The sequence below is a fragment of the Rufibacter sp. JT20002 genome, from assembly GCF_056491185.1.
Window position 1 is genome coordinate 439111 of sequence record NZ_JBSZJY010000001.1, and the last position, 13313, is coordinate 452423.

Genomic DNA, 13313 nt, shown 5'->3' on the forward strand with positions numbered 1-13313 from the left:
CAATGCATGCCTATGAAAATCCCGAATAAAAATATACTAAGAACCTCTGCCAGCTTCCTTTTAGCTGGCCTTTCCATTTTCCCGGCCTTGGCGCAGGATGATCCGGCGCCATCGATGTCGGCGTTTGATCCTACTTACGTCAACTGGCACAACCTGGACCCTACCCAAGATAAAATTCAGGGTACTGGGGTAAATAAAGCTTACAAAGAACTGCTGGCCAATAAAAAGCCCAAGAAAACCATAGTGGTGGCGGTGATTGACAGCGGTATTGACATTTACCATGAAGACCTGAAAGGCAAAATCTGGACAAACAAAAAAGAAGTTGCCGGTAATGGTCAGGACGATGACCAGAACGGGTACGTGGACGATGTGCACGGTTGGGGCTTCTTGGGCAATGCCAAAGGCGAGAACATCCGGTATGAGACGTATGAATACGTGCGTTTACTGCGCAAACTGGCTCCTACCTACCAGAACGTGAATTCCATTTCTGAAGTACCGCTGGCCCAGCAACCGGAGTACAAGACGTACCTGCTCACCAAGGCCACCTACGAGAAAGAATTGGCCAAATACCAGCAGACCAAGCAAAATCTGGCGGCGTTTGAGAAAGTGCTTATTCAGGTGCAGACCGTGCTAGCCGATCACCTCAAAACCAAAGAGTACACCCTGCAAGATGTTCAGCGCATCTCTTCGCCAGACCAGAACGTGATGAATGCCCGGGCTTGGCTCCTGAGTAAATACAGCCAGGGGCTTACCGTGGAGTCTTTCCTGAAGTACAAAGAGCACACCGACACTTTCCTGGAGAAGCACCTAAACCTGGATTTCAACCCAAGAACCGTCATCGCCGATAACCCTGAGTCCCTTGCCGACACCAAGTACGGCAACAACGATGTAGTGGGCCCAAGACCTACGCACGGCACACCGGTTTCTGGCCTCATCGCGGGCTTACGCGGAAACAACTTGGGCATTGACGGCATTGCCGAGGATGTGCAGATCATGGCTTTGCGGGCGGTGCCTGAAGGAGATGAGCGGGACAAAGACATTGCGCTGGCGATCCGCTACGCGGTAGACAATGGTGCCAACATCATCAACATGAGCTTCGGGAAGAGCTTTTCTCCGCAGAAATCGTTTGTGGATGAGGCCGTGAAGTATGCTGAGTCTAAAAACGTGCTGCTGGTACATGCGGCCGGTAACGAAGCCACAGACAATGACAAGGTGACCCATTACCCAAGCAGAGTCTTAAATGACGGAAGTCAGATCAAAACCTGGATTGAAGTTGGGGCATCGTCCAGAATGCTGGGCAAAGACTTCGTGGGCATCTTCTCTAACTATGGCAAAGAGACGGTAGACCTTTTCGCCCCAGGCGTGGACATTGTCTCCCTGGCTCCGGAAAACAAGTATGCGAAGATGGACGGCACCAGTTTCTCCAGCCCGGTAGTAAGTGGCGTGGCGGCTTTGGTGTGGTCTTTTTACCCAGAATTGTCAGCGGCCGAACTGAAAGATGTCATCCTGAAATCGGCTACTGTTTATCCTAAGGAAACGGCGCTGTATCCTAACGTTGAAAATGAGACCCGCAAAAAGGCAAAGTTCTCCGACCTGTCCCGCACCGGTGGTATTGTGAATGCCTACAACGCCTTGGTACAAGCCGAGAAAACCGTTAACCAGAAAGGCCCTAAGAGTTAATATGTTTCAGAAAAACCCTTAGTACTTAAAAACAGAACTGCCCCCGGTATTGCACCAGGGGCAGTTCTGTTTTTAAGCCGGTTTCACAAATGATTGGTCGAACCTGCTAAGAAGCAATTTATTGAAGCAGTTAAGGCGGTTTCTGGCATCTGAATCTCTAAAAAGCTTCTGCAACACTCATTAAAATAGTCCATTTCTCTCATCCTCAAAGAATCGGCAATCAGCGTCCTACGGCTCACCCATTTAGCCCTGCCAGAAACCAATCATTTTCTATAAACCATTTTATCAACTTCTTAGCTAAACCCTATTCCCTAGCTTGACTTTCTAGTTATTTCTTTAACCAGCAAAGCTTTTTGTTTTAGATAAAAAAGAAAGGCTATATTTGCTTTACCCTCCCTTGAAACAGATAATCTATATAACTATTGCATGAAACGTTTACTCAAAAAAGCTATTAAACCCTTTTTACCTTCTTACGAAGTGGTGACGACTACCTACCAGGTAATTCCAGGTCTGCCCATCACTAAGAAATTATCAACGCATTCTTTTGAAAAAGGAGAGTCTAAAGAAGCGAAAGAATTCTACGGCAAAGTAGTTTCTTCTGATTTTACAAAAAAACTGGCCCCGGTGGAAGTACAGCTTCGGGTGGCAGGCATCACCATCAAGAAAGCCCAGTACGGCCCTATTGAGCGCTTTGACAAAAAGAAAATTGCCCAAAGCTAATTACCTGTTCTAGGCATATTCCTTTACAAAGCCTCCTTTCCTTAAGGAGGCTTTGTGCTTTTAGAGAATCTTTCCAATCATTTTACACAAAGGAGCCCGAAAGCTCAGATTGTTTTCGGGCTCCTTTGTGTAAATAGGGCTTGAAATAGCTTATCCTTCGGCCAGGCCGCTTTCTACGGTTTTAGAGCCAACTGGTGGTTTCGCATCGGGGTTCAGGTTCCACTCATTGTTAAGCAGGCTGATGGCGTGGTTAGCGGTCATATCAAACTGGCAGGGCACCACCGACACGAAGTTTTGCGCCAGGGCAGCTTCATCAGTGTCTTCGCCTTTGTCAAAATTCACAAAGTTGCCCGTCAACCAGAAATAGCTGCGGCCGCGGGGATCCAGGCGCTCGTCAAACTCTTCTTCCCATTTGGCACGGGCCTGACGGCAAACCCTTACGCCCGCAATTGGCTGGTCAGATTTCTTAGGGAAGTTTACGTTAAGGGCTACCCCTGCCGGGATGCCGTGCTCCAGGGCCTGGCGGGTAATCAGCTCCACGTATTCCTCGGTGTGCGAAAAGTCAATGTCATGGCCGTAATCGCAGAGCGAGAACCCAATGGCGGGGAGCCCCTCTATGGCCGCCTCAATGGCCGCCGACATGGTACCCGAGTAAAGCACACTGATGCTGGAGTTAGAGCCGTGGTTGATGCCGCTCACCACCAGGTCCGGCTTGCGGTCTCTGAGCACATGGTGCTTGGCCAGTTTCACGCAGTCGGCGGGGGTGCCGGAGCATTCGTAAGACTCTACCTCGTCAAAGGCCAGCGATCGGTCCAAACGCAGGGTATTACCAATGGTGATGGCGTGCCCCATGCCCGACTGAGGCCCGTCTGGAGCCACTACCACTACCTCTCCTATCCGCTGCATTACTTTCACCAGCGTGTGAATGCCGGGCGCGGTGATGCCGTCATCATTAGAAACTAAAATTAAGGGCTTCTTCTCCATAGTAGGTTCTTAAGTTTGGGGCCAAATTAGCTTGTATACGCACCATCGCCAAATTAGAAACAGAGCAACCTAGGGCAAAGGCTTGCGTTATGCGGGAAGAAACAGTACCTATGCCGTTCTAAACCACCTATGGCCATGAAAAAGACACTTGTTTTGTTTTGTACGCTGCTGGCGCTGGCTTCCTGCAAAAAAGACGCATCCACCACCAATGATGCCAATGACACGCAACTGGAAGAAGCCGCCGGCGATATCTCCACCGATGCCACCGCGGCTCCTACGCAAACCCCGGATGGCGCTGCAACCGCCCCTGCAGCCTCAGAGCCGATGTCAGAAGAACCGTTGCCGGGCGCTACCTCAACGGCCTCTACCCCACCCTCCGCGGCCAACCCGCTCTTTAACTTAACCCTGGAGAGAGGCCAGGCCGGGTCAGTTAGAATAGGAATGTCTATAGACGAGCTGAAGAAGGCCTATGGCACCAACAAACTGCGCGAGATAGAACACACCATAGAAGGCACTCCCACCCCGGCCTTTGAAGTATTGGGCGAGCGTCACCGGCCAGACTTACGCGTGGAACAGGAGTGTGCCGGAACCGCCTGCAAGGTTTCCCGCATCACGGTGCTTAACCCAGCCTTTAAAACCCATAACGGCATCGGCATTGGCAGTACCTTCCGCGACCTGAAAAATAACTTCAAGATCTCCCGCGTCAGTCCCGGCGAAGGTAATTTCGTAGCCATCTCAGATGAGGTAAAGATGAGTTTCGTGTTAGACATGCGGGGCATTCCCTCGCAGCGATGGGCCAACATGCAGGTAAAAGACGTCCCCAATACCACCCTTATTTCTGGGGTGATGTTGTATCAATAAGCAACGTAGCCAATAGATAAAACCGATAAAAAAGAAGAGCCTGTTACCGCAGGCTCTTCTTTTTTATCTGGATGGAAATAAAGGGGCTTTTCAAGAAACGAAGCCCTAAACAATCTGATAGATTACTTCGCCATTTGCTCTAGGGCAGCAGCGGTGAAAGACTTGTTGTTGAGGGAAGCATATTTCAGGTCCTGGCCGCCTTTGAAAGAAGCGCCTTTCCACTGAATGGGGTCAGAAAGTTTAGAATACTTAAAGTTGGCCAGACGGTTGAACACCGCGTTCTGGAAATCGGCCCCTTCTGGGAAGACAGCGTATTTAAACAAAGCCTCGCCGTTGAAAGAAGCTCCTTTGAAGTCTACCTTGGCCGGAAACTTCACATACTTGAAGTTCGCGACCTCGTCAAAACTGGTTTTCTCAAAGTCAATCTTGCCGTTGAATTTACTGTATTTGAACAGCGCCTCGTCTTTGAAAGTGCTTCCGTTAAAAGAGGCATCGCCGTTGAACTCAGAGTACTTGAAGGCGCTCCGCTGCTCAAACACGCATTTCTCAAAACGCACGTCTTTTTCAAAATTGGTATTATACACCTCGTCTGAACCATTCTGTTTAACCAGGTTGGTAACGTCGCCATCAACGCTGTTGGGGTTGAAGTAAGCCAACACATTTCCTTTGAAGGTGCAGTTGGTAAACGAAACCGGGGCCGTCACGGTGCTGGTATATACTTTGGAATCCTGCTTTCCGCTTTCCCCCTCCTGTTTTTTTACCTTCTTATTCTGCAACTGGGTTAAATCAAGGTCTCCGGTAATGGTGGCATTCTGGTAAGACACCGCCTCGCCGCGGTTTATCTTTGCCACAATCTCAGAGGCGGGAACAGACGCCTGGGCCCAGGCTAAGGCGGGCAGCAGCAGGAAAAACAGCAGATACGATACTCTTTTTGACATAGCAGTAAAGTTAGAGTTGGTTGAATTAGCATTAAGTAACTAGAAGGGGAACCTCTCTCCCGTATGGGAAAACAGTCTTGCCGTTCTATTTCTACAGACACGTTAATCAGTGGATGGTTGCACCTGGCGTGGGTACTTTCGCTGTTTTTCAGTTTGTTTCGTAAAACCCATCCAAAAACAGGTTTCCCCTAACTTCTATCCCCATGGTTCGTCCCCGTAACTTTTACCGCTTTCAACAAGAAGGTCTTCTGCTGCTGCGCATCGGCATCGGGTTTATGTTTATTCTGCATGGCTGGCCCAAGATCACGGGCGGCGTGGAGATGTGGGAAAAGGTAGGCAGTGCCATGTCGGTGCTGGGCATTAATTTCGGGGCTGCTTTCTTTGGGTTTATGGCCGCATTTGCCGAGACCGTAGGCGGGCTGTTCCTCATGCTGGGTTTCCTTTTCCGCCCGGTTACCCTGCTCCTGCTGGTCACGATGATTGTGGCTACGCTCCGGCACATTGCCTCGGGCGATGATTTCAACGGGTACTCGCATGCCTTGGAATCAGCTATCCTTTTCCTGGGCCTCTTCTTCATCGGACCCGGCCGCTATAGTTTAGATGACAAGATGCTGGGTGACGCTTCCAAAAACCGGTTATACTAAAAGTACCACTGATTAAGCCTTTTAACCCTGATTTGGTAAAAACGGCCTTAAATCTGATTTCTGAGCTGCTACTTTCCTTCTCAAGAGGCCCAAACCATGGGCCTCTTTTTATTTTCTCCGCTAGATTGCCTAACATTACTTTCTCATTTAGCTGCCATTCGTCTCCATGTTCTTACCCCTACTCACCACCTTAGGCACACTTTTTCTTTCGTCTCCGGCGCCTGATTGGAAGACTCCTTACGAGAAAAGCAACCGCAACCAAACCGCCACTTACTACGAGTGCATTGACTACTACCAACGCCTGGATGAGACCTACTCCGAGATCAAGATGACGCCCATCGGCATGACCGATGTAGGCAAACCGCTGCACACCGTGGTTATTTCCACCGACGGCGATTTTGACCCAGCTTCTATCCACCGGAAAGGCAAAACGGTGCTGCTGGTGCAGAACGGCATCCATCCGGGTGAGCCCGAAGGCATTGACGCCACCATGATGCTGGCCCGTGATTTGGTGCAGGACAAGAAGCTGCGCAAGCAACTGGACAACACGGTGCTGGTGATCATCCCTATTTACAACGTGGGTGGGTCTTTGAACCGCAACAGCCATACCCGCACCAATCAGAACGGACCGGAGAGCTACGGTTTTAGGGGCAACTCACGCAACCTGGACCTAAACCGAGATTTCATCAAGGAAGACTCCAAGAACGCCAAGACCTTCGCCACCATTTTCCGGACCTGGGACCCTGAGGTTTTCGTGGACAACCACACCAGCAACGGCGCCGATTACCAGTACACCATGACGCTCATCCCCACCCAGCACAACAAACTGGGCGGCGTACTGGGCACCTTATTGAAGCAGCAGATGCTGCCGGCTTTGTATAAAGGCATGGAGAAACGCAAGTGGCCCTTGGTGCCCTACGTGAACTCCCGCGGCGAAACGCCCGAGACCGGCATCTTCGGCTTCGCCGATTTACCGCGGTACGCCAGCGGGTACACCACCCTGTTCCAGACGTTAGGCTTCATCCCAGAGACGCACATGCTTAAAGCCTTCGACAAACGGGTGCAGTCTACCTATGACCTCATGCTGGAGTTCCTGGACTACACCGCCAAAAACGGGAAAGCCATCCAGGCTGCCCGCCAGAAAGACCGCGCCACTTTGCTCACCCAGCAACAGTTTGTCTTAAACTGGGCACCCGATACCACGCAGGTTGAAACCATCAACTTCAAAGGATACGAGGCCAAGTACAAAGCCAGTGAGGTAAGCGGCTTGGAGCGCCTTTATTATGACCGCAAAGCCCCGTTCACCCGCCCGGTGAAGTTCTTCGACACCTTCCGCCCAACGCTTACTGTGACAAAACCAGTGGCCTACATCATCCCCCAAGCTTGGACAGAGGTGATTGAGCGGTTGCAACAGAACCAGGTAGAACTGAAACGCCTAAGCAAAGACACGGTGCTCACCCCTGAAACCTATTACATCACCGATTATAAAACTGGCCAGCGTCCCTACGAAGGCCATTACCTGCACACCGAGGTGCAGGTGCGCAAAACCCAGCAGCCCATCCAATACTTTGCCGGCGATTACGTGGTGTACCTGAACCAGGTAAGCAACCGCTTTCTGGTAGAGACCCTGGAGCCGCAAGCCCCCGACTCGTACTTCGCCTGGAACTTCTTTGACTCTATGTTGGGCCAGAAAGAGCATTTTTCGGCGTACGTTTTTGAGGATTTAGCGGCCCAATACCTGAAACAAGACCCTAAACTGAAAGGGGCCCTGGAGGAAGCCAAAGCCAAAGATCCTGCCCTGGCCAAAAGCGCACAAGCCCAACTCAATTTTGTGTACCGAAACACGCCGCACTATGAGAACACCCACATGCGCTACCCAGTGGCCCGGTGGCAAGGTGGGGTGTTGCCGGTTCAATAATGATGGTTTCAGCTAATATCTGAATTCAATAAAATTTGAGGTAACATGCAAGCACACATCTTGGAACTCAAGTACCACCACCAAGGAAGAGAAGAAGTACTTTACCCCGTTATTCTGCAGGGCAGCTCCCATCTGATTCTGGTAGACTGTGGTTATCCAGGTTCCCTGCCTTTGCTTGAGACGGCAGCAAAACAGGCAGGCTTCTCCCTGGATGAGTTAACCGGAGTGCTCATCACGCACCATGACATTGACCATGTGGGCGCTCTGCGTGAGCTGAAACAAAAGTATCCGGGGCTTTTGGTGTACTCGTCATTAACAGAAGTAGCCTATATAGACGGAACCAAAAAATCTGCCCGCCTCCAACAGGCCGAAGACTTACACGCCACCTTACCAGAAGAACAGCAAGCCAACTCTCTCGCTTTCCAGGAATTTCTGAAGACCGTAGAACCGGTAGCGGTAGATGTCACTTTTAAGGGGGAAGAGGAGCCTGAACTGTTCAGCGGCGCCCACATCATCCATACTCCTGGACATACGCCTGGCCATGTTTCCATTTACTTACCGGCTTCCAAAACTTTGGTCACAGGAGATGCGGTGGTGGTTGAAAAGGATGAGGTAGGAATAGCTAATCCTCAGTTCACGCTTGACCTTGCTAAAGCGGTACGCTCTGTAGAAAGAATAGCAGAACTCCAGCTAGAGCAGCTCATCTGTTACCACGGCGGTGTGGTGCAAGAAGGCATCGACCAAAAGCTGCAGAAACTGATCTCACAACAACAGGTTTAGAAACTACTTTCTCTAAAATAGGTCAAAACTACCAAAAGCAAAGAGCCTCTTCCTGAGTAGGAAGAGGCTCTTTGCTTTTGGGTAAAAAATATTTACGATTTGACATACACTATATTACGAAATTTTCGTAGAATTACGAAGACATCGTAACATAAGTATCCTATGGAGAAACTAACCCAACAAGAGGAAGAAGCCATGCAGGTGATTTGGGAGTCTGGCGGGGGCTTTATAAAAGATTTTCTGGAAAAGCTACCGGAACCAAGACCACCTTACACCACCTTGGCTTCCACCGTGAAGAACCTGGAGAAAAAAGGCTTTGTGCAGGCTGATAAACTGGGCAACACCTACCGCTACCTCCCGCGCATCAAGGCCGAAGAGTACAAGAAGAAATTCATGAAAGGCTTTGTGGGCAACTACTTCCAGAACTCCTACAAAGAGTTGGTGGCGTTCTTTGTGAAAGAGAAGCAGCTTAGCCCCCAAGAGCTGAAGGAGATTATGGACATGATTGAAAACCAAAAATCAGAGTGATATGCCCGCGTTTCTCCTCTATCTCTTGCAAGTTAACGTAGGGCTGGCCCTCTTCTATGGCACCTACCAGTTGGTTCTGAGACAGACCACGTTCCATCACCTAAATCGTCTGTTTTTGGTGGCAGGCCTGCTGCTTTCGGGCTTGTTTCCCTTCTTTGACGTCACGTTCCTGTTCAAAGAAAAGCAACAGCTTTACCAGACCTTCCAAAACTTTTCTCCGGTTTGGTCAATGCCCGAAGCCCTGGCTCCAGTGGAAACAAGGTTTGATGTTTGGCTAGTACCGGTAGTGGTTTTCTGGCTGGGCGTAGGGGTGATGGGCTTCCGGTTTGGGCTGCAGTGGATATCCCTGTACACCATTCACCGGCAATCCAGGCCCGCTTCTTTCCAGGGCATCAAGTTCCGGCAAACCAACGTCAATTTACCGCCCTTCTCCTTCTGGAAAGTGATTTACTTTAACCCAGACCAGCACCCGCAAGCAGATTGGTGGCACATCTTACAACATGAGCGCACCCACGTGCAGCAATGGCACACTCTGGACATCCTGCTCATGGAGCTGACCACGCTTTTCCATTGGTTTAACCCGGTGGTGTGGCTTTTGCGCAAGGCCCTAAAACAGAATCTTGAGTTCCTCACCGATCAGCAGACCCTGCAGGCCGGCATCAACCGGAAACAATACCAGTTCTCGCTGTTGAACACGGCGGGAGCGGCCCCTCTTTCCTTTACCTCTTCTTTCAGTTATCCATCCTTAAAACACAGAATCATGATGATGAACAAAGCTCCCTCTGCCCAAGCTCAGAAAGTGCGCTTCCTGGCCGTATTGCCCCTGTTGTTTTCCGGCCTGATCGCCTGTCAGGGAATTGCCGGTTCCAGCCCTGAATTAGGAGAAATCCTGCCGCAGGGCAAGGCGCTGGCGCAGGCTCCCCAAGAGGATTACAACACCTTCCTGGAACGAAACCCAACCATTAGCCGTGTGGGCTGGAACAAAGACTCTTTGTTTGTGCACCTGAAAAACGGGCAGACAGAAACCTACCCAACCAGCAGGGAAGGACTGGCGGCCGCCGAAAAGAAATACGGAACCTTACCGCCACCTCCTCCGCCCGTGCCGGCCCCACCTGTGCCCGCAGAAGCAGCATTAGCTCCAGCGCCGCCGCCCCCACCTTTCAACGTAGAGTTGCCCCAGGGCTTCAAGAAGCGTAACCCAACGGTAGCCGGGCTCAGCACCGACGATGGCAGCTTTCATGTCATCCTGAAATCTGGGGATGTGGAGAGTTTTGACTTCAACGCCGCAGGCATTGCCGCCTTTGAGAAGAAGTATGGCACGCTTCCGCCACCACCGCCCCCCGTGGCACCTCAGAAGAAAGTCGCTCCCCAAACCAAAAAAGACGATTAACTTCTTCTCCTCGCCCCGTTTCAGGCCTGCTTTTCCCAAAGCAGGCCTGAAACGGGTTCCATCCGCTGTCAACCCCCGCCTGCCGTTGTTTTAGCTTTTATGGCAAATCCTCCTAGCTTTGCAGAATACCCTTTTCAATAGCTATCAGATTTGGCAGACATTTTAGACATTCAGGGACTGAGCAAACGCTATGGCGCAGTGCAGGCCCTTGACCAATTGAGCATCAGAGTACCCGAGGGAAGCATCTACGGGCTGTTGGGCCCTAACGGCAGCGGCAAAACCACCACCCTGGGCATTGTGCTGGATGTGATCAACGCCAGCGCCGGCACCTTTCACTGGTTTGGGCAACCTACCTCCAAAAACACCAAACGCCGCATTGGCGCCCTGCTGGAAACCCCTAATTTTTATCCTTACCTTACTGGTGAAGAAAACTTGCGCGTCTCCGCTGATGTGAAACGGGTAGACCACGCGCGCATCCCGGTCATTTTGCAGACGGTGGGGTTGGCCCAGCGCAAAGACAACAAATTCAAAGGGTATTCCTTGGGGATGAAGCAAAGGTTGGCCATTGGCGCGGCCCTGCTGGGCGACCCCGAGGTGCTGGTTTTGGATGAACCCACCAACGGCCTGGACCCCGAGGGAATTGCCGAAGTGCGTCAGCTGATCTTGGACATTGCCGCCCAAGGAAAAACCATTTTATTAGCCAGCCACCTATTAGATGAAGTAGAAAAGGTATGTACCCACATGGCCGTCTTACGCAACGGCAAACTGAAAGCAGAAGGCCCGGTTTCCTCTATCCTTGCCACCAATGACCTGGTGTTTATCAGTGGCGGGGCTCCTTTGGAGGCACTTTTACAGATAGCGCGCACGCTGCCCTTTGTGCTAGAGGCCAAACAAGTAAACCAGCAGATCCAACTAACCCTACAGCCAGAAACCGACAGCTCTGAACTGAACCGCGCGTTCTTTTCCCAAGGCATTGCGCTAGGCCAACTGGTGGTGCGCAAAAAAAGTCTGGAAAGTCAATTCCTGGAAATCATCAAAGCCAATCCCGCATGACCTCTCTTCTTCGCATAGAACTTCGCAAACTGCTGCCTTATTCTACCTTTTGGGTGCTCTTACTCTTACAGTGCAGCCTCTTGTTTATCTTTTTCTACGCCCGCGGTCACGTGATGATTAACGGGCAGATGGCCGGCGCTGAACTCTACCAATTCCCTAAGTTGTGGATGCATCTGGCGTACGTGTCAAGTTACCTCAACCTGATCCCGGGCATGCTCATCATTATCCTGGTTTCTGATGAATATGCCTTCAGAACGTTTCGGCAACAGGTGATTGACGGCTTCTCGCGGGCCAACCTGGTGCAAAGCAAGTACTCGGTCATTCTGCTGTTGGCGTTTCTGCTGGCAGCCTATGTGCTTTTACTAGGCTTGGGATTTGGGCTGTACTACGGCAAGGATACAGAAGACGCCTCCATGTCCACCGATGCCCAATCCATTTTCTATTACTTGGTGCAGTTGGTGGGCTACATGTCACTGGCCATGCTGGTGGCCTTTCTGGTCCGGAAAACGGGACTAGCCATTATGGTGTTCATGGCGTACACCCTGGTAGTAGAAAGGCTCCTTCACTGGCAAACCCCCGATGCCGTGGACAGATACTTCCCCATGAAAACGTTTGGGGCCTTAACACCTAACCCGCATGCAGAGTTAGAGCAACTGATGCTAGGCATTACCGAGACCCTTTCCCCTTTGCAGGCCTTGGTTCCGGCGGTGTTATACGTCACGTTATTCTGTTTGCTCTCTTACCTGCTACTGCGGTCCCGCGATCTGTAAGGGCGCTTTAGGCCTATTTAGAGGAAAACACCGCCAAAACAAAAAACGAGAAGGTCCCGCTAAGCAATAGCGGGACCTTCTCGTTTAAACTGATTTACCTTGGAAAAGAATCTTACAAGTCTACGGAAGTTGTTTTCACATCGCTCTGATTGGAGATGGCCCCAAAGTAGCTTACAATCTTGGCCAGATCTGGAAGGCTGGTATACTTGAGTTTGTTTTGCTTCACATACTCTTTCATCATGCCGTTCTTCTTCCCGAAAATGGTTTCCAGGTCCTTTTTCACGTTCCGGAGTTCTTTCACCTTGCCGCTGGGTAGCAGAATGAAATAGTTGTCCAAGCGCTGGTCTACGTACATGGGGCCTCCTACCGGATAACCGCCGTACGGATAATACCCACCCCGGTACATAGGATCACGGCTGATGTCCCGGCGGGTCATGGTCTCCCGCTTGAGCAAGCCGTATTTGCCTATCACAATCTGCTCAAAGAAGGCCGGCGCCAAGAAGTCACTATAATCATTCCCGAAATTCCAGCGTTGCGTCACGAACACGCGCCGGTACCTGCCCTCGTTGTCAATGGCTTCAAAGCCCCGTACCGCCACCGGCGAGTAAGCCACAACCGAGTTGTCTGGCTTGTTTATCCTGATTAAGTCTTCTGAGCGGTGATACGTGATTTTTCCGCTTACTGAGTCGCCGTTGGCCAGGTAGACTCTGCCTTGAGGCCATTCGTCTACCAAACCCGAAGACTGTGCCATGGTGTTGGCTGCCCATAAAAACAGTACTACCAAAAGCCCAAACGCTTTTCTTACCATCATCTTCATTTTATTATATTCTTCTTTGTAAAGTAATATACAGTTCTTTAAAAAATATACCTTAATACTTATGAGAAGGTTGTCTAATTCTCAGTACTTTATAACGTAAAAGGAAGATATTTTCGTGTGTCTAGGAGTTAAAGCCATGATGCCCATTTTTTCTGCCTTAATTTCTCCTGTGAACTGAATCTTATTAAATATATTAAGAATATAATACAATAAAAACTATATGTTCTATT

13 protein-coding genes are annotated in these 13313 nt (G+C 50.5%); 10 read left to right on the plus strand and 3 right to left on the minus strand.

The window, feature by feature from the left end; all coding sequences use genetic code 11:
- Positions 1 to 12: 12 nt before the first annotated feature.
- Positions 13 to 1680 carry a S8 family peptidase gene (locus tag ACW9SV_RS01835; RefSeq protein ID WP_479555032.1) on the plus strand — a complete coding sequence of 556 codons (1668 nt, stop codon included), beginning with the start codon at positions 13 to 15 and terminating at the stop codon, positions 1678 to 1680.
- Between the two features lie 426 nt (positions 1681 to 2106).
- On the plus strand, positions 2107 to 2400 hold the full coding sequence (locus ACW9SV_RS01840) for a hypothetical protein (RefSeq protein WP_479555033.1): 294 nt from the start codon (positions 2107 to 2109) through the stop codon (positions 2398 to 2400).
- 150 nt (positions 2401 to 2550) lie between these two features.
- Here the strand turns inward: ACW9SV_RS01840 and surE are convergent, their stop codons facing one another.
- Positions 2551 to 3384, minus strand: coding sequence for a 5'/3'-nucleotidase SurE (surE, locus tag ACW9SV_RS01845; protein ID WP_479555034.1), 834 nt, complete (start codon positions 3382 to 3384; stop codon positions 2551 to 2553).
- 135 nt (positions 3385 to 3519) lie between these two features.
- Here surE and ACW9SV_RS01850 point away from each other — a divergent pair, with 135 nt between their 5' ends.
- A complete protein-coding gene (locus ACW9SV_RS01850) occupies positions 3520 to 4245 on the plus strand; it encodes a hypothetical protein (protein WP_479555035.1) in 726 nt (241 codons plus the stop codon).
- Positions 4246 to 4367: 122 nt separating this feature from the next.
- Here ACW9SV_RS01850 and ACW9SV_RS01855 read toward each other — a convergent pair whose 3' ends face one another.
- Positions 4368 to 5183 carry a pentapeptide repeat-containing protein gene (locus tag ACW9SV_RS01855; protein ID WP_479555036.1) on the minus strand — a complete coding sequence of 272 codons (816 nt, stop codon included), beginning with the start codon at positions 5181 to 5183 and terminating at the stop codon, positions 4368 to 4370.
- Between the two features lie 203 nt (positions 5184 to 5386).
- Here ACW9SV_RS01855 and ACW9SV_RS01860 point away from each other — a divergent pair, with 203 nt between their 5' ends.
- The 7 genes from ACW9SV_RS01860 (at position 5387) to ACW9SV_RS01890 (ending at position 12266) form a co-directional block, all read left to right on the plus strand.
- Positions 5387 to 5827, plus strand: coding sequence for a DoxX family protein (locus ACW9SV_RS01860; RefSeq protein WP_479555037.1), 441 nt, complete (start codon positions 5387 to 5389; stop codon positions 5825 to 5827).
- 166 nt (positions 5828 to 5993) lie between these two features.
- Positions 5994 to 7745, plus strand: coding sequence for a M14 family metallopeptidase (locus ACW9SV_RS01865; protein WP_479555038.1), 1752 nt, complete (start codon positions 5994 to 5996; stop codon positions 7743 to 7745).
- 45 nt (positions 7746 to 7790) lie between these two features.
- Positions 7791 to 8525: an MBL fold metallo-hydrolase gene (locus ACW9SV_RS01870; protein WP_479555039.1), complete on the plus strand. Its 735-nt coding sequence runs from the start codon at positions 7791 to 7793 to the stop codon at positions 8523 to 8525.
- 162 nt (positions 8526 to 8687) lie between these two features.
- Complete coding sequence (locus ACW9SV_RS01875) at positions 8688 to 9053, plus strand: BlaI/MecI/CopY family transcriptional regulator (protein WP_479555040.1); 366 nt, start codon at positions 8688 to 8690, stop codon at positions 9051 to 9053.
- A gap of 1 nt (position 9054) precedes the next feature.
- Complete coding sequence (locus tag ACW9SV_RS01880) at positions 9055 to 10443, plus strand: M56 family metallopeptidase (protein ID WP_479555041.1); 1389 nt, start codon at positions 9055 to 9057, stop codon at positions 10441 to 10443.
- A gap of 150 nt (positions 10444 to 10593) precedes the next feature.
- Positions 10594 to 11496, plus strand: coding sequence for an ABC transporter ATP-binding protein (locus tag ACW9SV_RS01885; protein ID WP_479555042.1), 903 nt, complete (start codon positions 10594 to 10596; stop codon positions 11494 to 11496).
- Positions 11493 to 12266, plus strand: a complete 774-nt coding sequence (locus tag ACW9SV_RS01890; RefSeq protein WP_479555043.1) for an ABC transporter permease — start codon at positions 11493 to 11495, stop codon at positions 12264 to 12266. The genes ACW9SV_RS01885 and ACW9SV_RS01890 overlap by 4 nt, the downstream gene beginning before the upstream one ends.
- Before the next feature lie 112 nt (positions 12267 to 12378).
- Here ACW9SV_RS01890 and ACW9SV_RS01895 read toward each other — a convergent pair whose 3' ends face one another.
- Complete coding sequence (locus ACW9SV_RS01895) at positions 12379 to 13077, minus strand: hypothetical protein (protein WP_479555044.1); 699 nt, start codon at positions 13075 to 13077, stop codon at positions 12379 to 12381.
- Positions 13078 to 13313 lie beyond the last annotated feature (236 nt).